Annotated in this window: 20 protein-coding genes and 1 pseudogene; 9 read left to right on the forward strand and 12 right to left on the reverse strand. The window is 57.6% G+C overall.

Going from position 1 to position 20,360, the window contains the following annotated elements; genetic code table 11:
* Positions 1-154: 154 nt before the first annotated feature.
* The 3 genes from BLS30_RS13575 to BLS30_RS13585 all read right to left on the reverse strand — a co-directional run bounded on the left by BLS30_RS13575 (position 155) and on the right by BLS30_RS13585 (position 3,293).
* Positions 155-700 (reverse strand): SPFH domain-containing protein, encoded by a 546-nt coding sequence (locus BLS30_RS13575; RefSeq protein ID WP_090229547.1) that lies wholly within the window; start codon positions 698-700, stop codon positions 155-157.
* On the reverse strand, positions 697-1,932 hold the full coding sequence (locus tag BLS30_RS13580; protein ID WP_090229549.1) for a tyrosine-type recombinase/integrase: 1,236 nt from the start codon (positions 1,930-1,932) through the stop codon (positions 697-699). Before BLS30_RS13580 ends, BLS30_RS13575 begins: the two co-directional genes overlap by 4 nt.
* Positions 1,933-2,372: 440 nt before the next feature.
* On the reverse strand, positions 2,373-3,293 hold the full coding sequence (locus tag BLS30_RS13585) for a LysR substrate-binding domain-containing protein (protein WP_090229552.1): 921 nt from the start codon (positions 3,291-3,293) through the stop codon (positions 2,373-2,375).
* A 122-nt stretch (positions 3,294-3,415) separates the two neighbouring features.
* On the opposite strand from BLS30_RS13585, the gene BLS30_RS13590 reads away from it, so the two are divergent.
* Both BLS30_RS13590 and ycaC read left to right on the forward strand, forming a co-directional pair.
* Positions 3,416-4,294: a pirin family protein gene (locus BLS30_RS13590; RefSeq protein WP_090229554.1), complete on the forward strand. Its 879-nt coding sequence runs from the start codon at positions 3,416-3,418 to the stop codon at positions 4,292-4,294.
* 100 nt (positions 4,295-4,394) lie between these two features.
* The gene (gene ycaC / locus BLS30_RS13595; RefSeq protein ID WP_046476288.1) at positions 4,395-5,021 is read left to right on the forward strand and encodes an isochorismate family cysteine hydrolase YcaC; all 627 of its coding nucleotides are present in this window, start codon (positions 4,395-4,397) and stop codon (positions 5,019-5,021) included.
* A gap of 283 nt (positions 5,022-5,304) precedes the next feature.
* Here the strand turns inward: ycaC and BLS30_RS13600 are convergent, their stop codons facing one another.
* The 3 genes from BLS30_RS13600 to BLS30_RS13610 all read right to left on the reverse strand — a co-directional run bounded on the left by BLS30_RS13600 (position 5,305) and on the right by BLS30_RS13610 (position 8,535).
* Entirely contained in the window at positions 5,305-6,033 is a 729-nt protein-coding gene (locus BLS30_RS13600) for a 4'-phosphopantetheinyl transferase family protein (protein ID WP_046476290.1), read from the reverse strand.
* A gap of 57 nt (positions 6,034-6,090) precedes the next feature.
* Positions 6,091-7,191, reverse strand: coding sequence for a polysaccharide deacetylase family protein (locus BLS30_RS13605; RefSeq protein WP_052743622.1), 1,101 nt, complete (start codon positions 7,189-7,191; stop codon positions 6,091-6,093).
* A gap of 219 nt (positions 7,192-7,410) precedes the next feature.
* Positions 7,411-8,535: a polysaccharide deacetylase family protein gene (locus BLS30_RS13610; protein WP_052743623.1), complete on the reverse strand. Its 1,125-nt coding sequence runs from the start codon at positions 8,533-8,535 to the stop codon at positions 7,411-7,413.
* 334 nt (positions 8,536-8,869) lie between these two features.
* On the opposite strand from BLS30_RS13610, the gene mgtE reads away from it, so the two are divergent.
* Positions 8,870-10,243 (forward strand): magnesium transporter, encoded by a 1,374-nt coding sequence (mgtE, locus tag BLS30_RS13615; RefSeq protein ID WP_046476293.1) that lies wholly within the window; start codon positions 8,870-8,872, stop codon positions 10,241-10,243.
* 18 nt (positions 10,244-10,261) lie between these two features.
* Here the strand turns inward: mgtE and BLS30_RS13620 are convergent, their stop codons facing one another.
* The 3 genes from BLS30_RS13620 to BLS30_RS13630 all read right to left on the reverse strand — a co-directional run bounded on the left by BLS30_RS13620 (position 10,262) and on the right by BLS30_RS13630 (position 13,101).
* Entirely contained in the window at positions 10,262-11,596 is a 1,335-nt protein-coding gene (locus BLS30_RS13620; RefSeq protein WP_244464980.1) for a hypothetical protein, read from the reverse strand.
* A 146-nt stretch (positions 11,597-11,742) separates the two neighbouring features.
* On the reverse strand, positions 11,743-12,597 hold the full coding sequence (locus BLS30_RS18235) for a DUF5655 domain-containing protein (protein WP_210184039.1): 855 nt from the start codon (positions 12,595-12,597) through the stop codon (positions 11,743-11,745).
* 18 nt (positions 12,598-12,615) lie between these two features.
* Entirely contained in the window at positions 12,616-13,101 is a 486-nt protein-coding gene (locus tag BLS30_RS13630; RefSeq protein WP_090229557.1) for a methyltransferase family protein, read from the reverse strand.
* A gap of 141 nt (positions 13,102-13,242) precedes the next feature.
* Here BLS30_RS13630 and BLS30_RS13635 point away from each other — a divergent pair, with 141 nt between their 5' ends.
* Both BLS30_RS13635 and BLS30_RS13640 read left to right on the forward strand, forming a co-directional pair.
* On the forward strand, positions 13,243-13,560 hold the full coding sequence (locus BLS30_RS13635; protein ID WP_090229559.1) for an SH3 domain-containing protein: 318 nt from the start codon (positions 13,243-13,245) through the stop codon (positions 13,558-13,560).
* A 46-nt stretch (positions 13,561-13,606) separates the two neighbouring features.
* Positions 13,607-14,410 (forward strand): YdcF family protein, encoded by an 804-nt coding sequence (locus tag BLS30_RS13640; RefSeq protein ID WP_090229562.1) that lies wholly within the window; start codon positions 13,607-13,609, stop codon positions 14,408-14,410.
* Between the two features lie 30 nt (positions 14,411-14,440).
* On the opposite strand, the gene BLS30_RS13645 is transcribed toward BLS30_RS13640, so the two are convergent.
* On the reverse strand, positions 14,441-14,869 hold the full coding sequence (locus BLS30_RS13645) for a hypothetical protein (protein ID WP_090229564.1): 429 nt from the start codon (positions 14,867-14,869) through the stop codon (positions 14,441-14,443).
* A gap of 148 nt (positions 14,870-15,017) precedes the next feature.
* On the opposite strand from BLS30_RS13645, the gene BLS30_RS13650 reads away from it, so the two are divergent.
* The 3 genes and pseudogenes from BLS30_RS13650 to BLS30_RS13660 all read left to right on the forward strand — a co-directional run bounded on the left by BLS30_RS13650 (position 15,018) and on the right by BLS30_RS13660 (position 17,101).
* The gene (locus BLS30_RS13650; protein WP_244512440.1) at positions 15,018-15,464 is read left to right on the forward strand and encodes a hypothetical protein; all 447 of its coding nucleotides are present in this window, start codon (positions 15,018-15,020) and stop codon (positions 15,462-15,464) included.
* Positions 15,465-15,503: 39 nt separating this feature from the next.
* Positions 15,504-15,944, forward strand: coding sequence for a DUF1489 family protein (locus BLS30_RS13655; protein ID WP_090229567.1), 441 nt, complete (start codon positions 15,504-15,506; stop codon positions 15,942-15,944).
* A 51-nt stretch (positions 15,945-15,995) separates the two neighbouring features.
* Positions 15,996-17,101: pseudogene (locus tag BLS30_RS13660) on the forward strand (pyridoxal phosphate-dependent aminotransferase).
* Positions 17,102-17,107: 6 nt separating this feature from the next.
* Here the strand turns inward: BLS30_RS13660 and BLS30_RS13665 are convergent.
* Positions 17,108-17,953 carry a DUF4846 domain-containing protein gene (locus BLS30_RS13665; protein WP_090230237.1) on the reverse strand — a complete coding sequence of 282 codons (846 nt, stop codon included), beginning with the start codon at positions 17,951-17,953 and terminating at the stop codon, positions 17,108-17,110.
* Between the two features lie 49 nt (positions 17,954-18,002).
* Here BLS30_RS13665 and BLS30_RS13670 point away from each other — a divergent pair, with 49 nt between their 5' ends.
* Complete coding sequence (locus BLS30_RS13670) at positions 18,003-19,727, forward strand: bifunctional GNAT family N-acetyltransferase/carbon-nitrogen hydrolase family protein (protein WP_244512441.1); 1,725 nt, start codon at positions 18,003-18,005, stop codon at positions 19,725-19,727.
* Here the strand turns inward: BLS30_RS13670 and BLS30_RS13675 are convergent.
* Positions 19,724-20,092, reverse strand: coding sequence for a YkgJ family cysteine cluster protein (locus BLS30_RS13675; protein ID WP_046476317.1), 369 nt, complete (start codon positions 20,090-20,092; stop codon positions 19,724-19,726). The two genes, BLS30_RS13670 and BLS30_RS13675, sit on opposite strands and share 4 nt — an antisense overlap.
* Positions 20,093-20,360: the final 268 nt, after the last annotated feature.

Raw genomic sequence — 20,360 nt, forward strand, 5'->3', positions numbered from 1 at the left:
GAACTGTTGCGAAGATTTTCTAGGATTTCTGTCGTAGTCATTGTTGTAGCCCTCGATTAGCAATTTCGATGGGCTGAATGGTGACTGATTTGAAATGAGGCTGCGATGATTTTGAGGGGCAAGCGATTTCAGAGATTGCTTGCCTCTTCTCACCTCAGTCGAAGCAGAATAGGCCGCACATGATCTCAGGCATTTCGCTATTTTTTAAACCTCGCTGTAATTGCATGCGAACCTGACGGATAGTCGATGGGCCAATTGTAACGTTATTCGCTAGTGGCACATCAGAGGCTAGCTTTGCAGCTTCTTCGTCTGCTCTGGCAATGATTGAGGTTTTCCCGGAACGTTTGGCCTGTTCGATCAGGCTCAGCGAATGACGCGCGCCAAGGAACTTACGCGTCTCGCCTTCCTTGTCGGGCAGCGCCCGACGATCTCCGGAAATTGCTAATCCAAGGGGCAGGTCAGAAAGTTCCCCGGCTTCCGGTGCTTTGGCCTTCTGCATCATGCGCGCAACGAGGAATGCAACGCGGTGCGACGGCGTGTGACCGCGCCCTACCCAATCGCAATAGGGATCAGTGTTACCATCCTTTAGCCACGCTAAGATTGTGCGGTCACGAGCCTCGCGCAGATCATACCCAGCTCCAACAAAGAAATCGGCAATCACATCCCACGGCTGCTGGAAACCGTCTCCATTCTCGCTCATGCGCCAGCCCCAACCCGCAGAGGCACAACGTTGCTGATAGAGGCCTCCGTCTCGGACGCACCTTCATCCTTGGCGGTCGTCACGTAGTGCCCCCAGCGATCCAGGAGCCGCCGCCGCTCATCGAGGTAGTCGGTTCTTCGATATGCATTGACAACTTCGCTACCGGTTTTGTGCGCGAGACATGCTTCGGCAATTTCATGTGGTGCTTCGGTGCATTCGGCCAGCCACGTCCTTAGAGCACTTCTGAACCCATGCGGCCGGGCTTCCAACCCTCGGCGCTCCATGAACTTCGACATGGTCATGTCCGAGATAACGCCCGTGCGTGCGCTGGGAAACAGATAGCCGTCGCGGGCATGGCGTTTGCTCTTGTCGATAACGGCAAGCGCCCCAGGGCTCAGGGGCACCCGGAAGTCTTCGGCCTTGCCTTTGCGAGATTTCATAAGATCGGCAGGAACGGTCCACACGTCACCGTCAATGTGATCGATGTGCAGGAAGCGAAGAGGTCGAGATCGGACGCCGGTCAAGATCAGGAGACGCAACGCAAGGTGCGTCACCGAGGCATCATCAAGTGAGGCGTAGAAGGTCGGAACGTCTCGCCAAGGCAGCGCTGGGATGTGTTTAGGCTGATACTGAGATGCGCCGATCAGTGCTTTAGCTTTATCGACAACCTGAATGTCGACGTCGAGCCCGAGTGCGGCGGCGTGACGGACGATGATGTTGAGCCTGCCAAGGGCCTTTTCCATTGTCTCCCGCTTCGTATCCCGCAGTGGACGTAGCGTGTTGCGTATGTCCACCTGATCGAGGTCGGCCACCGGCACTTTGCCAAGTTTTGGTAGGACGTGGTGGGTGAGCGGCGACATCCACCGGCCTGCGCTTCCATCGCCCTTGAGCGTGGCTTTGATCGCCTCAAAGCAATCGTCGGCCACGTCCGCTAGGGTGTGCAGGTTCTTTTGTTGCTCGCGGCGCTGGCGTTCCCGTTCCTTGATCGGATCGTGGCCCGACCTCACAACGGCGCGCCACTTCTCGGCTTCATCGCGGGCTTCTTTTAGCGACACATCAGTGAACGACCCAAGCCCCATTTCGCGACGACGGCCATGTACGACGACCCGCAAAACCCATTTGCCAGTCCGACGGTCAGCCTTCACCAACCAGAGACCTAGGCCGTCGGCATACTTGCCCGCAATGGCCTGCTTGACCATCACCGCCGACAACTTGTTCAGCTCACGCGCCATTTCAGCCCCCCCATCAGTCCCCCCTTTTGATTTAGATGATTTGAGGTGGTCTGAAGATCATATGATACGGCATGTGTTTTGTAAACTAATGAATTTGTTGCGTTTTTCGCAACAATAGGTGGCGGATGAGATTATCTGATCTGACGCGCTGATAGGCTGAAATGCAATTATGGTGCATCTCGACCGCACCATTTCTTACTTGCCATATTACATCGCCTGCAAAGCCCTGAACGGTGGCCTGGAAGAGCGTCTTTGCGCTTGCTACCCATGTGCTTTCTATCGAGGGGTACGGGTGCATGCGCCTCCCCCAGTTCTCTGCGATAAAAGTTCCAACGGCCGACATCAGGTTATGACAGGGGTCGGATAAGCTAGGCGGTATGTGGCATGCTTTTCGAAGCCAAGCACCGCCTCGGGCAACCGCTAACGGCAACGAATGACCCCTAGCTGTTTTTTTGCTGAGCCTTGCAAACACGTTCGTACTCGGCCGCCAGGAAGTCGATGAAGCTGCGCACGGAGGGCAGCAGGCCACGCCGCGACGGGAATACGGCGTGCACAATGCCACCTCGCGGCATCCATCCCGGCATGACATCGACGAGCTTGTCCGATGCAATGTGCGTGTCGACCACCATGGTCGGCAGCTTGACGACGCCAACACCTTCCAGGGCAGCATGAAGCAGCTGCGCCATGTCGTCGGTGACGAGACGTGGCTTATGCGTGACGCGCACCGATGCGCCGTCGGCGCCATGTAGCTCCCAAACGTGCTTTGGCAGCATCGGCCCAAGGTCGAGGCTCGGCTGGGCGCTAAGATCAGTCGGTACCAGCGGCAGCGAAAATCCTCTCATCAGCTCAGGACTGGCCACTATGCGTTGCGGGCTCTCGCCGAGGTTTCGCATGACGAGATCGGAGGGCTCGAGCGGAGGAAAGCGCACACGCAATGCGATATCGATGCCCTCACCGATCACATCCACGCGGCGCGATGTAGATTCCAGCTCGATGGCAACGCGCGGGTTTGCCGCCATGTAGCGGGCGATCATCGGGCCAACTTCGAAGCAGACGAGGGCAGGAGGCGCGCTGACGCGGATCAGCCCTTGTGGCCCTGAACGCGAGCGCTCGATCGCCTCCTGGGCGGCTTCCGCCTCGACCAGCATGGCGACGCAATGCCGGTAATACTCCTGGCCGATCTCGGTGACGGTGAGCTTGCGGGTGGAGCGTTGCAGAAGACGTACGCCGAGACGTTGCTCGAGCTCCATGATGCGGCGGCTGAGCTTGGACCTGGGTATTCCGAGCGCACGGGCTGCGCTGGCGTAGCCGCTATGGTCCACCACCTGGACGAAGTAATAGAGGTCGTTGAGGTCCTGCATAAGTCACTGTCCTAAATTTAGGACAGACCGGTCAAGATCCGACGACTTCTCTTCTGACTGTTCCCAAGTATCTTCCTTTCAAACAGGTCAAACCTTTGCTTACCCCTGAAAGGAGGCAGACCATGCGGCAGATCCTCGGAATTTACAGCGCCCCGCGCCAGCATTGGGTCGGCGACGGCTTCCCCGTCCGGTCCATGCTCTCGCATGGTGCGCAAGGCACCCACATCAGCCCATTCATCCTGCTCGACTACGCAGGGCCAACGACGTTTGCGCCAACCACCGAGCGGCGCGGCGTCGGCCAGCACCCGCATAAGGGCTTTGAGACGGTCACAATCGTCTATGAGGGCGAAGTCGAGCACCGCGACTCCACAGGTGCGGGCGGGGTCATCGGTCCCGGCGACGTGCAGTGGATGACGGCAGCTTCGGGCATCCTACACGAGGAGTACCATTCGCCGGCCTTTGCGAAGAAGGGCGGCAACTTCGAGATGGTACAGCTCTGGGTAAACCTGCCAGCCAAGAACAAGACGGCAAAGCCTGGATACCAGAATCTCCTCGATGCCGACATTCCGGTGGTCGATCTGCCGAACGACGCCGGCAAGCTGCGAGTCATCGCGGGCAACTTCGCTAACGCGAAGGGTCCGGCGCGCACGTTCACACCAATCAACATCTGGGATGTGCGTCTCGCCCGCGACAAGACGGTGACGCTCGATGTCCCCGAGGGTCACACGCTTTCCGTCCTCGTGCTTTCCGGCATTGTGGAGGTCGATGGCCGCGAAATCGTGCGCGAAGCGCAGACGGTGATCCTTGGTCGCGATGGTGGCCGCATCACTATCGAAGCAAACGGTGACGCCAAGCTGTTGGTACTCACCGGTGAGCCGATCAAAGAGCCCGTGGTCGCACAGGGCCCGTTCGTCATGAACACGGTCGGCGAGATCAAGCAAGCTATGCTCGATTTCCAGAGCGGCAAGTTCGGCGAGATCCGCAACGCCGAGACGGCATGACCGAGGCGGCTCCGGCTTGATGGCCGGAGCCGCTATTTTACGGCGCCGGTCGCGGCCCCGAACGCCAACCATCCCCCCTAAGTCCAAGGAAACGCCCATCATGACCAAGCCCTATATTCGCCTCGACAAGAGCAACGCCGCCGTACTAATGGTCGATCATCAGGCCGGGCTGCTCTCGCTCGTGCGTGACATCGAGCCTGACAAGTTCAAGAACAATGTGCTGGCGCTCGCTGACGTCGCCGCCTACTTCAAGCTGCCGACTATCCTGACGACAAGCTTCGAGGACGGCCCTAACGGCGCGTTAGTGCCGGAGCTCAAGGAGAAGTTTCCGAAGGCCCCGTTCATCCCACGTCCCGGCCAGATCAATGCCTGGGACAACGAGGACTTCGTTAAGGAGGTGAAGGCGACGGGCAAGAACCAGCTGATCATCGCCGGCGTGGTGACGGAAGTGTGCGTTGCGTTTCCGGCCTTGTCGGCGCTTGAGGAAGGCTACGAGGTGTTCGTCGTCACCGACGCCTCGGGCACCTTCAACGAGATCACACGCCACTCGGCTTGGGACCGCATGTCAGCGGCCGGTGCGCAGCTCATGACTTGGTTCGGCGTCGCCTGCGAGTTGCATCGCGACTGGCGCAACGATGTCGAGGGGCTTGGCACGTTGTTCTCGAACCACATTCCTGATTACCGTAACCTCATCACGACCTATACCGCGGTGAAAGAGAGTAAATAGACCGGGAGAGCACCGCTGCTAAACTCTGGGTAACGGCACTATCGAGTGTCATCGGCCTACAAGCAGTATGTCTGCTTGTAGGCCGTCGCAGACGATCCTGCGGTCTTCGTGGAGCCAATTCGGTGAGGCGGCGGTCACCGGCGCGTTGCCGAACGTCGGCGAGACATGGTTGCGTGAACGGCGAACACCCATCGGCCTGCACTACCATCGCGCTAGAGCTTGGCGTTGATCGTTTCAGAGCAGTGGTCGGTCACATCAGACAGGTTGTCGTCCTTATTGTTCGCTAGCGGCTGACAGCTTGTTGTTCAGTTATGATCCGCAGACGTGGGGCGGGGGCGCCGTTTGTTTTTAGGGCGATGGCGCCGGCAAAGCCAGGAGCCGGGGCTAAGTCGATGAAAGCCCATTTATCCGGAGCCTCTGCGTCATCAGCCATCCAGGTCAGGCCAGCGGGTTCGTTTTCCCGGAATGTTACACTGAAGCTTTTCAAGGGCTGACGCATTCCTTCGCCGAGCGCCTTGATAAACGCTTCCTTTCGCGTCCAGCAGCGAAAAAAAGCATCCTGCCAAGCATCTTCTTCCAACTCGGCTAATCCTGCGATCTCAGGCGCTGAGAAATAGCGTTCAGGTAAGTTGGGACGGACCGCGCGCACGCGCTCGATATCGACACCAACGTCGAACTGCGTTGAGACAGCGATAGCTGCGAGGTGTCTAGAGTGGCTAAGATTGAACGAGATTGATGCGGGATCCCTCAAGTACGGCTTGCCATGCTCTCCGTAGCGAAATTGGATTTGCTGGGGCGAGATTGACGCGTAGCCGCTTAGGATTTCGCGTAGGCGGCCACGGCTGACGACATAGCGATGGCGATCCTGCGGATCGAGGAACCGCGCGCTTCGCTCAAGCTCTTCGGTCGAAAGGTGGGCTGCGAGTTGTGAATGCTCGTTTTGATCAGGGATGTCGCGGGAGAACAGCCAAAGATCAATGAAGCTATCGTCCGCTTGGTGAGCGCTGGGCATTTTGTGTGGCTCTGTCTCATGCCGTACGGAGAGTAACCCGGCGGTGCCGTGGTTCCGTCATGGCGCGACGTTCCGATAAAGCGGATTGCGATCCGGTCGGTTTACGAGCCCCGGCGTTGTGGATTGAGTTGTGGCATTCTTCGCGGGCTTGGGGCGTTCGGTGGATAGCGCACGCACGGGCGTGCTTTGCGGGACCGTTCCTGGTGTGATGACCGTGATGGGAGGCCCTTGGTAAGGCGGTTCAGGCAGTGGTTCGTCTCCGTTTGTTTCACGGAGCGCAGCGACGGCTCCATAAAACGACATAAGGCGCGGGTGGCGGTTTGTTTCGGATAAATTGCCGGATACTTTTGCCGCGAACTTCGAGGTGTTCAGGGAGGCCATTTCGAGTGGATGCCGGGGCCGCATGTGAACGACCTTAAAGCCGCGCTTTTTTAGTCCGGCCATGATATCCGGAAGTGCCTTGGCAGTTGACGCCTTGATGTCGTGGAAGAGGATAATACCGCCATTGGAATGTTCCACGCGACGTAGCGTAACCTCGACTAGCTCCTTCCAGTTTTTGATGAAGCTATCGTCGGAAACAACATCGACGGTAAAGCTCGCTATGCCGCGTTTTTGCAGATATTCGAGCAGCGGTTTGGAATCGCGCAGTCCGGTAAAGCGGAAGAAGGGGGCAATGTCGCGTCCGGCTGCTGTGGCGATCGCGGCAAACCCATCTTCGATCTCGGCGTGCGCCTTTTCCGCCTTCAAACGCGGCAGATTGAAGGGATGGGACCACGTGTGGGCACCGACCGTGTGTCCCTGCTCCAGCACGTCCCGAACAATGTCAGGATAGGCGACGGCCATCTTGCCGACCGAGAAAAATGTCGCGAGCGTGCAGTGGTCGGCCAACGTCTTCAATATCGAAGGGGTGACCCATGGGCTTGGGCCATCGTCAAACGTCAGGACGACTTCCTTAGGTTTGAGGAACTTCGCTTCTTTAGGTTGCTTAGAGATCGCCCCAAATAGCGGGCCGGTGCTTGTGTCGATCTCGACGATACGCTCCACACCGATAGCGTCTGGATTGTTCTCGCAGGTATTCGCGCGCGCCTGTGAAGTCAGTGCGGGGAGCACCGCCAGGCCGGCATATAGTGCGTACAAATGGCATCTTAGCAAACGCATGAAAGTCTCGGTCGTCGGAATGCTATGGCGCTCATGCCACGCTGGCCGATTGGCTTCGCGTTCACAAGCTCGATGATTGCGACAAAGCCGTGGCCGTTCAAGCTAATGGGCACAGCCCTTTAGATCGATTGGACGGACCGAACCAGTTTACAATGAAACGTTAGAGACTTGTTTAAATCCAATATTCACGCCTGTGTTACAGGGCCTCAAATAGAGAAATTATTGAGCAAACACGCGATCTTGCCATGATGGCTCGGGGGTGGATGAGTCGATGTTACGAGAGGTTTTACGTTCGTTTGTTTGTGATGAAGGTTCTTCATAGATCGTTTGGGTGGCTTCCGGCTCATCCTTGATCTTGAATCCTGGCGGAACGTCCCCTCGTTGCTCGGGAAGAGGTGCGTTCAACGGATGTCGCGGCGTTATCACCAGAGGTTCAACGGCCGGCATATCGTCACCTGTGGAGATCGGCCAGACGACTGAACGCTGTGAGAGAGGACGCGAAGCTGCCGATTTCGCGTATTTGCCTAGCTCTTTGGCTGCCAGTTCATCGTATTTGGGAAGGGTTTCAATCGGAGCTTTCGGCACGATGTGGACGACTTTGTAGCCACGCTCTTTCAGTTGGTCGAGAAGGTCAGAGATGCCACCACCGGTTGAACGTTGAATGTCGTGGAAGAGCAGGATGCCTTTCCCCTGCTTTTCAAGCCCTGCCATTATCCGGCTGACAACCGTCTGACCCGAGCGTGTTCGGTAATCATGCGAATCAACGTCGATCGAGAAAATTCCCTGATGGCGTGATTGCAGATGATCAATCATGCGGCGTGGGTCGCTCAGGTACGGGAAACGGAAGAATGGTGCGACCGGCTTGCCAAGAGCCGCTGAGACAGCACTGACGCCGAGTTCGACTTCCTTTTCTCCGCTGGAGAGACTTAGAGCGCCAAGGTTCCGATGGGACCACGTATGCGTCCCAACCGTATGTCCGCGCCGATCTATCTCCTTGACCATGGCTGGGTCATGGACAGCCATACGGCCGACCATGAAGAACGTCGCTTTGGTGCAGTGTGCTTCAAGCGCGTTCAAAACCTTCAAAGTATATCGACGCAGGGGGCCATCGTCGAAGGTCAAGACGACCTCTCCGGGCTTTAGGAAGTCGATATCCTTGTACTGCATGTTGCCGAAACGGCCTGCGGTGCTGGTATCGATCTCGACAATCCGAGAAACACCGAGGGCATGGGGCCGGTCGGCGCAAGCGGGGGCTCGTTCAGCTTTGCTCAGCTCCGCTATTGCACTGGGTGCCGACACCGCCGCTGCGAACAGGCACAACGTGGCGATCATGATCGAACGCATGGATATTCGTCCTCCATCCCCCTGCTCGTCTCTCATCGTCGATGACAGGCGATTGCAGGTGCCGCCGCCACCATAAAACTCCTGCCGCCGAGTCGCCACAGGGCGTCAGCGTCGCAGTTCCAACTCATGCATAGCGTGAGATGATGATCTGAAACGGTAATTTACTGAATCCAGGAAACTCGGTAGAGCGCAGAGAGATTGTGAGTGTTGCAGTGCGGCATCATGGTGCCCTCAGCGTGCGGTTGTGTTATGCGCCAGCCACACTTCTCGATCTCACCATAAAACTTCTGACGTAACACACGTGCATGCCTCAGGCGGTAAAGCGGAGCGGATCATGGACGAGAGCGAAACTGTTGCCGCCGCACCGAAGGCGGATCCCATCGCGGATTTTGTCGATAAATTATCGGCAGCCCTCGATGCGGGAGATACAGAACAAGTCAAAGTCTTGGCATCGGGCCTTCGGACTCCCGACTTGGCCGACGTCATTGAGTTGCTCGCTGACGATGAGCGTGTGCAACTTATCGAGACCCTGGGCAACGACCTTGATTATGAGGTTTTCTCACAGCTCGACGAGGCCGTGCGTGACCAACTTTCCGAAGCGCTTCCGAACACGCTGTTGGCTAAGGCCGTTACAGAACTCGATACAGACGACGCAGCCTATCTGATTGAATCGCTTGAGGAGAGCGATCGGCAGGAAATTTTCGATCAGCTGTCCTTCGACGACCGATCCGCTCTTGAACGCAACTTCGAATATGAGGAAGAGACCGCCGGGCGCTTGATGCAGTCCGATTTCGTGGCTGTCGCCCCGTTCTGGAGTGTAGGTCGGGTCATCGACTACATGCGTGAAACCGACGATCTGCCCGACACATTTTCGGAGATCTTCGTCGTCGATCCGGCATTTCGCGTTCTTGGGTCCGTGGAGCTCTCCCGTCTGTTGCGAACGAAGCGCCAGGTGTTGGTTGAAGAAATCATGAATCCCGACCGGCATGTCGTGCTGGCTACAGAAGATCAGGAGGAGGTTGCGCGCCAGTTCGCCCGCTACGACCTTATGTCGGCTCCTGTCATTGACGAGAATGAACGGCTGGTCGGTGTTGTGACCATCGACGACGTCGTTGACGTTATCCAGGAAGAGGCTGAAGACGACATGCACGCGCTGGGTGGCGTCGGCGATGAATCGATCGCGGACAGTGTGCTATCTACCGTGCGTTCGCGGATACCCTGGCTGATGGTCAATCTTGGTACCGCGATGTTGTCGCCTTTGGTCATTCAGAATTTCGACGCCACGATTGAGCAGATGGTGGCGCTGGCGGTGATGATGCCGGTCGTCTCAGCAATGGGCGGCAACGCTGGCACCCAAACGATGACGGTTACAGTTCGGGCATTGGCGACCAACAAACTTGGGCGTGTTAATGCGCCCAGAGTTATCACCCGTGAAGCTTTGGTCGGGGTGGTTAACGGTCTCGTGCTGTCTTCGATTATGGCGTTGGTTGCGTTTCTTTGGTTTGGGTCCGGCCTTTTGGGCGGAGTGATCGCAGCGGCAATGATCGTAAATCTGTTGGTTGCGGCTCTTGCGGGCATACTTATCCCGCTTACTTTGAGCTGGCTGAAATTCGATCCCGCACCGTCTTCGGGCGTTTTCGTGACGACCTTGACCGACGTCGTCGGCTTTTTCGCGTTTCTCGGGCTTGCCTCGTTGTGGCTATCCTGAAGAAGGTTCCTTCTTCGCTCAGCTCGTCGGTGAATCCAGCTTACGCGTCAGGTTTTCAAATTCGCGGCGGAGTTCCTCGTTCTTGAAGATCTGGTCGAATGTGGGGGCTTCCAGCTTCTGGATGGCTTCGAAGGATGCCGCCGAGTCGCGCATCAATGAGCGCAATTGGAAGCTTGCTTCGACGGTCTCGAAGGTATTGTCCGCGATCCTGAGGTCGTGTGTTGCCCGACTTCGGGCGCGCGCGATCTGTTCGCGCTGCTGTTGGAGGTAGCTTCTGTAAGCGGTTGCTGCCTCCTCAGCGATACGTTGGCTTTCCCTGTTTGCGCGCAGCGCGCGTTCCTGGTCGGGCCGATTGTCGGCCTTCATAAGTTCGCGCGTTTTTCGCTTGGCCGCTGCGATGTCTTTAATGATGGCGTCTAGCTTCGGCATATAAGTGTTGTCGATGCGGTCGATCGTTGAATCCTGTGCGTGAACGAGCATGGCGAACAATGCGGCGTGCATTGCGAAATATTTGCGCGCGGCGTTCATGTTGTCGCCGGAGGCGGTGAGCATTTTCGCCAACTGGCCGTCGATGATCTTGGCCGCGTTGAAGATTGCCACGAGACGCACGAGGTCGCCCGAGAGGACGCTGTCGAGCAGCAGGTCAATCTGATCCTCACCGAGTTCGATGCCGGAAGCCTTCAGGGCTTGGTGGATCTCTACTTTTGCCGCAGTGATCTCGGCTTTGTTCTTTTCGATGCGGGCTTCGGTGGTTTTTATTTCATCGGCCAGGCTGTCCACGGTTTCGCTCAAGACGCCGGGCAGGACGCCATCCTTAGGTGCGGTCAGCTGCCTTTCCTTGAGGGAAACGATCCGGTCCTCCAGTTCGGCGATGTTCCGCCGAAGCTGCTCGACGCGTTTTTGCACGTCGACCACCGGGACATCCGTTACGATCGCGAGCGCTGAATCCATAAGGTTGCGAATTTGCCGTTCGCGGTCCTCGCGCGTTTCTGTCCAAAGCGGAGGGACAATAAATTCGTCTTTTCCCGGAAGCTTGCGGGCGTCGGAGCGTTGTTCGGCCGTGTCGCGCAGGATGGAATCGATGGCGCGCATGAGATCGCGCGCCTGCTGGAAGCTTTTGTCGTTCTCTCTTGGATCTGGGACCGGTTCCGGATTCTGGCTGGCGCTGTTCTGAGCGAGTTCGGCGTCCTTTTTCCCTTTCGGGGGATTATCGCGCGCGATCAGTTCGGCGATGCCGTCGCGCGATGCTGCTTGTGCCATGGCGGTGTTCGGGCATGGGAATAGTGCGACCGCCAGCATCGCTAGGATGGGCGTTGCAAAAGTGGGCCTTGGTGCGCGGATGCTTCGTGCCATGGTGTGACCTCCAACCTAGCAAACACAAGGCCCCAAAAATTCTGGCAATTAGATGGTTATTGCGCAGACGGATCACAATCACCGGGGTGAAACGAAAGAAAAAATAGCGAGGCGGCGGTTGGCTGTGATGTTGATCGCAATGGAATTTAACGATTTACGCTAGCGTTTGCTGAGCGTAGCAGATCCAACAATCCTGAATCTATTTGGCGCGCATCTGTGAGGACAAGCATGTGCGTAATGGATTTCGGCGGACCAGGAGAGAGATTTGAAAATTTCGCCCTGACGACATTGCGCTCAAAAGGCGCTTCGGCGAGTGCTAATCCAAGCTTTATGTCCTTGGCGCTGGGAACCAAGATTGCGAACGTTTCTGGTGCGCCGCAGGAAATGTGGTTGCCGGTAACTTGAATGGATGCGTCCGGTAACGCCTCCCTCAGGGTGCGTAAGACGAAACTGGCAAGTGGCGCGTAGGCCTTCGCCTTTCCAATCAGTGCCGTTATGTCGGAAATCGGGTTCAGCGAACCTGCGGGAGCGGGGGCTTGCGGCGGTGGGGTCCGCGGTGGTGTGGGGCGAGGTGCGCTGGGTGTCGGCACCGGTGGTTCGGTTGGCGTTGGTGCCATCTCGGTTTGGGCCGGTTTTGATGCCGCCGTGTAGACGAGCACCGGACGGAATGGGGCTTTCGGTGCAGGCGTCTTTGGCTTGTCCGCTTTGGGCGGCGGCGGTGCGGTCGTGGCAGGGGCGTCTGAAGTTGACCTTGGCGGTGCAGTCAGGCTCGGCGGGGTTGCATCGAGATAGATGGGGCGCCCTCCGTTGTGATGGATGCGCTCAAGCCAAGACGCCCAGGAAAAGATGAAGCCCTGCTGCCGGAGCCAGTCGATGATCTCGTTGCGATGGGCCAGGTCGGCTTCGCGAATGGCGTGCATCCATTCGGCCAAGTCACGCCCGGTGTCGGCTTTGAGATATTCGAGGAACTCGCGTTCCTTATCTTCGTAGTCAGTACTCATGCATGCGGCTCGAGTGTTTCAAATCCAGCGGCGGGCTTTTGCCATGTACTCACGATACGCTGGCCCAAAGCGAGCCAGGAGATGACGTTCTTCGGGTAAAATGGCCAGCCACGTTATGAGCACGGCAAAGACCAGAGCAACTACCACGAACCAGATGTTCTTGGTTAGCTCCGCCAATCCAAACAGGATCATGACTTCGCCCAGATAGATTGGATTGCGAAAGTACGCGAATGGTCCGTCCGTCACGAGTGCCGAGGTCTGTTTGTGTGGCAGAACGGTTGTCCCGTGCTTGTGCAGGGTGTGGGCTGCCCAAATGGTCAAAGCCATGCCTACCGCGCCGATGGATAGGCCGACGGCACGTGCAGGCCAGTCATCCAGTCCCGGCCAACCCAACGGGACGAATTTTTCCATGAAGTATCCGCCAAGCAATGCGCCGATCAACAGGATCGGCGGCCAAGGGATCGACGATGGCCTATCGGCTGATGGCTGCGCGTTGTCTGACATTGTGCGAATGCCCTTTCAAGGTCGTATGTGGTGACGACACTACGCTAGTGGCGAGGTGTGTACCATCAGACGACATCGTTTCGCCGGGTTTAGCGCGATAACCCCGATAGCTGACAAAGCATAGGCGAGAGAGGTGGTCTCATGTTTTTAAGTTTGCGGTTTAGCGTCGCGGCATTAGCGCTGTGCGGGTTTGCCGGGACTGCGACAGCAGAGACGCATGCGCGTCCGGAGCATGGGTGTTTCAAGGTGCTCGCGGATTCTCTGAATCTGCGCCGCACAGCATTCTCAACTGGTGAGGTTATCGGGGTCGCTCACCGTGACGATATCCTTGTTAAGCGGAAACGCTGGTGCACATGGCGCGGTTTCTGGTGCGGTGTGACGACGGAAGATGGCCTGGAAGGCTACGTCGATAAGAAGTTCATTGAGATGACCCCTTGTCCTGCACGGTTGTCACAGTAGGTTGCCACTGGGCTATCTACTCTGGCCCCGTTAGCTCGGTCGCGGCATGTTCTACTACGCCTCCAAGGTGTTCTGGCTCTTCGCGCAGCCCTCATCCTTGTTTGTTATCCTTATCGCGGTCGGGCTTTGTCTGATCGCTTTCACTTGGCGGCGACGGCTTGGTTTGTGGCTCGCGGGCCTCGGGCTCGCAGCCCTTGTTACGGCAGGCTTTCTCCCTGTCGGGAACTATCTTGTCCTGCCGCTTGAAGAGCGCTTTGCCGGCCAGAGTCTGCCGTCTCCCGGCGCAGAGGTTGCGGGGATCATCATTCTTGGCGGTTTCGAGGACGGTTGGGTAAGCGCTGGTCGCGGCGGGCTTGCGCTCAACGAGGCGGCGGAGCGCCTGACGGAAGGCGTGCGCCTTGCCAAAAGATGGCCAACGGCGCGCGTTGTTTTTAGCGGAGGAGTTGCAGGCCTTCTTGCTGGGGGAGAAGGGGCGGCCGGCCCTGTAGGAACATTCCTGAAGGACGTCGGAATTGAAGATCAGCGAATTGTTCTGGAACCGGATGCGCGGAACACGTGGCAGAATGCTCTCAACACGCGAAAATTAGTCAGACCTTCTCAGAGTGAGACGTGGGTGCTTGTGACGTCGGCGTACCATATGCCGCGCAGCATTGGCGTTTTTCGTCAGGCAGGCTTTGATGTGATCGCTGCACCCGTGGATTTCAGAACGCGTGATCGGCGTGACCTTTGGCGTCTCTTCGAAACCATTCCCGCAGGATTGCAGCGGCTCGATCTGGCGACGCGTGAGTGGATCGGGCTTGTTGCGTATTGGCTGAGCGGCCGCTCAAGCGCGCTTCTGCCCGCACCGTAGGGGCAACACCTGCCTTGCTGCTGCCACGCGTTACTTAGCTTTTGGCTGTTGTGGCTTGGGCGTGTGCTTGACGTCACGTGCGCTCAGTTCGGCTTGAAGATCGAATGTCGGGCATTTCAATTTGGCGAGGCGGGCGTTGAACGCCTCCAGTTTGCGGACGTCGCGTTGATACTGTGCGTCGGGATCGAGCCCTCTTTGGGTTCCGCCGAAGAGCGGCACAGTTATCCCCTGAATTCCCCGTGCGATTTGCGAGCCCTGGGCGCGGTCGGGATAATCGCGGATCTGCAGAATGAGCAGCTGCATCCGGCCATTTATTTTCCGGCAGCCGTAGGCCGCCTCTTCCTTCGTCAAGATGTTTTCGCTGGCGGGGTCGGCAGTGGCGGGAGACAGCTGTGTGCCGCATATGAGAACAGGCGAAAAGATGAGAGCCAGTGGACGGAAGATACGAGTGCGCAGCATTTTTCTGCTCTGATTTGTTGCGGTCATTCTATACAAGCCACAATAAACGGCCAGTTGTGAGGCAACCTGCAAATTTGTGATCGCCGGGCGTGTCGCGCGCTTGTGGGGTATTGTAGAGTTGGCGTGGGAAATGCTGAAAGGGCACTTCATGAGCAAGGTAGCGCAGTTTTTGTCGGCCTTCGTGGTCGGCTTGATGTTTTTTGGTGCGGTGGTGGCGGCGCAGTCTGATGATGTGTGGCCGAAGAATTTTACTTGTAAGTTCGATGCCGGCACACGTGGAAGCTTTGAGGCGGGCAAGTTTACGTCGGCTACGGCATCGCCGCTTTCATTCGAGATTACAGATGTTGATCTTGATGCCCAGAATGCGCATTTGCGCACTTCAGGCAGCGAAGCATCTGGAACCCTAAGGATCGTGCGGGCTATCAATGCAAATCATTTTCTAGAGGTGGTGCCGGAGGGCTTTCTCAACCTGACAACCATCTACGATGACAAGAACCATGATGGAGAGCACCCGGCTGTGCATTCCCGTCACTTGGGGGTTCTCGGTCAGCCTTTGTTCTCGCAGTATACGGGAATCTGTCGCGCAAAGGATTGAGGGGGCCGCAAAAGGCTCAATACGATCAAGGTTCAGGGAATGGCGCTTCATCTCGTAAAACTCTGTGTCGGTGCCGCCTCGATTGAGGATTTGGCAGCTTGGCAGAGCGGGCGGATGGCGGAGATGGCCGCTGCGGGTGAAACGCCTCGGATATTTCATACAACATTCCAGACGCCCAAGCGGGGAGACGAACTGCTCGACGGTGGTTCGCTCTATTGGGTGATCAAGGGGCTTATACAGGCGCGGCAAAAACTGATTGCTCTGGAAGAGGGTGCGAAGGCTGACGGCTCCAGATGCTGTCATCTCATTCTGGATCAGCAGATCGTACCCGTGCGCCCGGTTCCGCGCCGGGCTTTTCAGGGCTGGAGGTATTTGTCGGCGGCTGATGCACCAGTCGATTTGTCGGGTGCCGAAGGCGCTGGAGCAGCGGAGATGTCTGCCAAAATGCGGCGTGAACTTGCGGAACTATGTCTCATCTAGCTTAAGTGATACGTAGCGGCGTCATATTCAGACAACGCGAGCCTACAACGTATGCCGACCTATCCTTTCCTCACTGATCTTGTGCGTGCGCTCCCCGCGACTGTCCCCTTTGTCGGGCCGGAGGCCTTGCAACGGATGCGCGGCCGTCCATTCCGAGCGCGCCTTGGGGCCAATGAAAGCGTGTTCGGCCCCTCGCCAAAGTAGCGGCGATGGAAGCTGCTGCCGCGAGTGCCTTCATGTATGGCGACCCGGAGAACTTTGAATTGCGGGCGGCGATCGCCAAGCATCACGGCGTGAGCATAGAGAATGTCGCGGTCGGCGAAGGGATCGACGGGCTCTTGGGGCTTGCCGTGAAGGTGGCGGTTGCGCCGGGTGAGGTGGTCGTCACTTCGGATGGCGCCTACCCAACCTTCAACTATCATGTTGCGGTTGGCGGTGGGCGCTTGGTGAAGGTGCCGTTTCGAGACGACAAGGAAGATCTTGGCGCGGTGCTGGATGCCGGACGAGCTGAGAACGCCAAGATCCTTTACGTTTCAAATCCCAACAATCCGATGGGGTCCTGGTGGTCGGCGTCTGAAATCGAGGGCATGATTTCGGCTCTGCCTCCGACCGTACTCTACTGTCTTGACGAAGCGTATTGCGATACCGCGCCGCCTGCTGCCGTACCAGACATTGATATTTCGAACCCGCAGGTTTTGCGTTTCCGCACATTTTCAAAGGCCTATGGGCTCGCCGGGGCCCGTGTCGGTTATGCGCTGGGTGAGGCCGGTTTGATTTCCATGTTCGACAAGATCCGCAATCACTACGGCATGTCGCGTTCGGGACAGATTGGTGCGCTGGCGGCTCTTGCGGACCAGGATTACCTAGCCAAGACCGTTGGGCGGATTGCAGCGGGCCGCGACCGGCTCGCGCAGATTGCCAGGGAGAATGGGCTCGCGCCTTTGCCTTCTGCAACGAATTTCGTGACGATGGACTGTGGTCGCGATGGGACCTACGCCACGCGCGTTCTCGACGAAATCATAGCCCGCGATGTTTTTGTGCGGATGCCCGGCGTGGCGCCGCTCAATAGGTGCATTCGCGTGACTGTGGGCACACCTGACGATCTCGACGTGTTTGCGGAGGTCTTGCCGGAGGCTCTGCGCGCGGCCCAGGGGTGAACTGGCTCAGGGCCAACGGTGCAAGCTCCCTTCCGGGAAGGTCCACTCCGGGGTTTTGAGTGGGCCTTTGACGTTCGCTGTGTACCAAGGGGATGAGGTGTCCGCTGGATTAACCAGCACATGCATATCCTGGGCCGGCATATAGCTTTGGATCAGCAGGAAACGCTTCTCTCCGGTTGCTTCGTTCTCGACCATGTCTGCGACAAGCACGGCATGGCCGGGAAAGCCGCCTTTGATGAAGACGTCGCCGACGTCGATCTCAGAGCGCGGCACGGCTTTGAGTTCGCGCTCAAGCGAATAGGTTCCTGCGTAGGCGAAGACTTGAATCATGTAGCGCCGAAAGGATGCGTAGCTCGAGTCCGCCTTTGCTTTGCGCCGCCAGGACTTGCCGCTTTCAGATGGCCGTTCGCCTTTGGCCCAGCGACTAAAGGGAACACGACCGCCACCTGTGTAGTTAAATGCAATGTCCCCCTTTTGTCCGGTGGCCCAAAGCCATTCGGCACGCAGACGCATAATCGCATCCGCGCATTGCTGAAGGTCGCGCTTTCCGACATCGATGTCGATAACGGCCGCGTGCACGTCCTGGCGCCATTTGTGTGCGCCCGTATAGAGCAGCACAGGGCTTCCGGACGGTTTGAGGGGGAGATTGCGCAACCAATCTCCGAAGGAGTTTTCAGGAAGCGGGACGCGGCGAAAACCTGGCGGTGGAGCAATGCGCTGCTGAAGCGTCTCCGTGACCTCGTTGGTTGGCCAGGGGTGCGCCGTGTCAGCATGAGCCTGTGCCAGCCCATTTGCCATAACGGCAAAGAGAAGACCGGCAAGAGTGAACGAAATGCGCGGTATGCGGTTCATTCCGTGAGGAAGACGCGAACAAACCGGCATGATAATGGCGGGGGCACACGTGACTCTTGGGTTCCGCGGCTCGCGCAGTGAACTTTATGTATTTGCTGAAGGTGGAGAACATAGTTTGGCGAGAAAAGCACCTACATCGGATGACGTTGAGCGTGCCGTCGCTGCAAAGCCGAAATTGATCGTGCGGCGGGCAAAAACTGACGATGTGCCTCGGATCGTCGAATTGGGGCGCCGTGTTTATGCGCCGGACCCGTCACTGACGGCACGGATGGTCAAGGGGCAGATCAACAACTTCCCCGAGGGACAGTTCGTTGCCGAGTATGATGGGCGGATTGTCGGTCACTGTGCGACGTTCATCATCTCAGCGGATGTCGGGCTCAAGCCACATACCTGGCGCGAGATAACGGGCAATGGCTACGCGTCACGCCACGATGCCGATGGTGACTATCTTTATGGGATGGAGATCAGTGTCGATCCGGAATTTCGCCGGTTGCGGATTGGCCGGAGGCTCTACGCCGCTCGTCAGAATTTGTGCGAGGAATGGCGTCTAAAGGGCATCATTTTCGGTGGCAGAATGCCTGGCTATGGGCGTCGCCGCCGCCAATACCCCGATCCACACGACTATGTGGAGGCGGTGCGCAACCGGGAGATCCGTGACACGACCATAGGCTTCCAGATCGCCAACGGCTTTGAAGTGATTGGTGTGCTGGAAGACTACGATCCTGAGGACGTGCAGTCGGCGGGCTATGCAACGCACATGGTTTGGCGCAATCCGCGGTATCCGGATGAGCCAGAGGGCAAGGGGCAAAGTGACCGGCTGGCGCCCAGCGAAACTGTGCGGGTTGCGACAGTGCAATTGCAGATGCGCGGGTTGATTGATCGCGAGGAATTTAAAAAGCAGATCGAGTATTTCGTGGACGTCGCTGCGGATTATCGAGCTGATTTTGTCGTGTTTCCCGAAAATGTGACGCTGCAGCTACTGTCGTTAGAGCCTAAGCCGTTACAGCCCAAAGAAGGTGTTGAGCGCATTGCCGACTACACCGATTGGTTTCTTGAGTTCATGAGCGCGTTTGCGGTCAGTTACAACGTCAATATCATTGGTGGAACGCACCCGATCGTCGACAGCGACGGCGAGATCCGCAACGTTTGTTATGTGTTTCTGCGAGATGGTTCGGTTCATCAACGCGACAAGATTCATCCGACGCCAAGTGAAAGCTACTGGTGGAATATCCGCGGCGGAAACCGGGCGGAGGTCATCAACAGCGACTGTGGGCCGATCGGGATCATGATTTGTTATGACAGTGAATTTCCCGAGGTTGCCCGGCATCTTGCCGATCAGGGTGCGATGATCCTGTTCGTGCCGTTCTGTACTGATGAGCGGCGCGCCTATCTCAGGGTCCGCTATTGTTGCCATGCCCGCGCGATCGAGAACCAATGCTACGTGGTGATGTCGGGCGTGGTCGGCAATCTGCCGAATGTCGAGAACATGGACATTCATTACGCCGAAAGCTGCATCCTAACGCCGTGTGATTTTGCGTTTGCCCGCGATGGCATTGCAGCCGATACCGCTGCCAACACGGAAACGATTGCATTTGCGGATCTGTCGATTTCGGATCTGCGCGCGGCCCGAAGCGCCGGCACGGTGCGAAATTTGCAAAACCGGCGGTTCGATCTTTATCGCGTCGCGTGGACAGACGGCGATCGGCGGCGTGCGCCAAAGAGGGGCCGGCAGGAGAAGGTATCAGGGCCTCCCGTTACTCCTCCAAAGCCCTAGCTGTGATCGGTTAGGGCGACGAATTCCGGGTCGTCCTGAGCGCGACGTTCGAACTGCAAGAAGTCGTAGTAGCCGCAGCGCTTGGTATTGGGGTAGTCCCGGCATACCTTGGGGCGTGCTTTGTAGACGGTGCAACACCGCGCCTTGGTGTCGAAGAACTGGCAGATCTTGCCGTAATGGACGTCCTTCTTGCGGCGCATCGCGTACTTGCGGCCGTATGCCTCCTCCGTGAACGCCTTGCGCGCTTCCTCAAAGGTCAAGCCATGGTGCTTGCCGAGGCGTACGACGTCACGTTTTTCAAGTGCGATGAGGGGGTACGAGCAACAATAGCCAGGACATTTGCGGCAATCGTATTGATTGGACATGCGGGGTATCGGACCAAAATCTTGAACGCTTTGGGTAGCTCGACGGGTGTTTCCGGTCCTCAACAGCGGTGCCGGGGGCGCGCCGAGTTCTAAGGTATTGGCATAACTTATGTAGGGGTGACGTTAAAGCGGAGGTTTTGGTCCTTCGTGCCGGGAATGGTGCGGCCAATTGGGCAGCGCCGCCGTCGCAGTGGCTTAAGGTTGTGCACTGCGTTCGCAGTGCAACACTGGGTGTGTCGCATTTGGAATTTCCGCAGCGACGTGTTCC

Origin of the sequence: Filomicrobium insigne, from assembly GCF_900104305.1 — a bacterium.
In the GTDB taxonomy this organism is placed as follows: domain Bacteria; phylum Pseudomonadota; class Alphaproteobacteria; order Rhizobiales; family Hyphomicrobiaceae; genus Filomicrobium; species Filomicrobium insigne.

Coding starts and splice junctions, on each gene's coding strand:
- BLS30_RS18235 (WP_210184039.1), bottom strand. CDS start 12,597: ATGAGTACTGACTACGAAGATAAGGAACGCGAGTTCCTCGAATATCTC.
- BLS30_RS13635 (WP_090229559.1), top strand. CDS start 13,243: ATGTTTTTAAGTTTGCGGTTTAGCGTCGCGGCATTAGCGCTGTGCGGG.
- BLS30_RS13675 (WP_046476317.1), bottom strand. CDS start 20,092: ATGTCCAATCAATACGATTGCCGCAAATGTCCTGGCTATTGTTGCTCG.
- BLS30_RS13630 (WP_090229557.1), bottom strand. CDS start 13,101: ATGTCAGACAACGCGCAGCCATCAGCCGATAGGCCATCGTCGATCCCT.
- BLS30_RS13590 (WP_090229554.1), top strand. CDS start 3,416: ATGCGGCAGATCCTCGGAATTTACAGCGCCCCGCGCCAGCATTGGGTC.
- BLS30_RS13620 (WP_244464980.1), bottom strand. CDS start 11,596: ATGGCACGAAGCATCCGCGCACCAAGGCCCACTTTTGCAACGCCCATC.
- BLS30_RS13585 (WP_090229552.1), bottom strand. CDS start 3,293: ATGCAGGACCTCAACGACCTCTATTACTTCGTCCAGGTGGTGGACCAT.
- BLS30_RS13580 (WP_090229549.1), bottom strand. CDS start 1,932: ATGGCGCGTGAGCTGAACAAGTTGTCGGCGGTGATGGTCAAGCAGGCC.
- ycaC (WP_046476288.1), top strand. CDS start 4,395: ATGACCAAGCCCTATATTCGCCTCGACAAGAGCAACGCCGCCGTACTA.
- BLS30_RS13665 (WP_090230237.1), bottom strand. CDS start 17,953: ATGAACCGCATACCGCGCATTTCGTTCACTCTTGCCGGTCTTCTCTTT.
- BLS30_RS13575 (WP_090229547.1), bottom strand. CDS start 700: ATGAGCGAGAATGGAGACGGTTTCCAGCAGCCGTGGGATGTGATTGCC.
- BLS30_RS13610 (WP_052743623.1), bottom strand. CDS start 8,535: ATGCGTTCGATCATGATCGCCACGTTGTGCCTGTTCGCAGCGGCGGTG.
- BLS30_RS13605 (WP_052743622.1), bottom strand. CDS start 7,191: ATGCGTTTGCTAAGATGCCATTTGTACGCACTATATGCCGGCCTGGCG.
- BLS30_RS13600 (WP_046476290.1), bottom strand. CDS start 6,033: ATGCCCAGCGCTCACCAAGCGGACGATAGCTTCATTGATCTTTGGCTG.
- BLS30_RS13650 (WP_244512440.1), top strand. CDS start 15,018: ATGAGCAAGGTAGCGCAGTTTTTGTCGGCCTTCGTGGTCGGCTTGATG.
- BLS30_RS13640 (WP_090229562.1), top strand. CDS start 13,607: ATGTTCTACTACGCCTCCAAGGTGTTCTGGCTCTTCGCGCAGCCCTCA.
- BLS30_RS13655 (WP_090229567.1), top strand. CDS start 15,504: ATGGCGCTTCATCTCGTAAAACTCTGTGTCGGTGCCGCCTCGATTGAG.
- mgtE (WP_046476293.1), top strand. CDS start 8,870: ATGGACGAGAGCGAAACTGTTGCCGCCGCACCGAAGGCGGATCCCATC.
- BLS30_RS13645 (WP_090229564.1), bottom strand. CDS start 14,869: ATGCTGCGCACTCGTATCTTCCGTCCACTGGCTCTCATCTTTTCGCCT.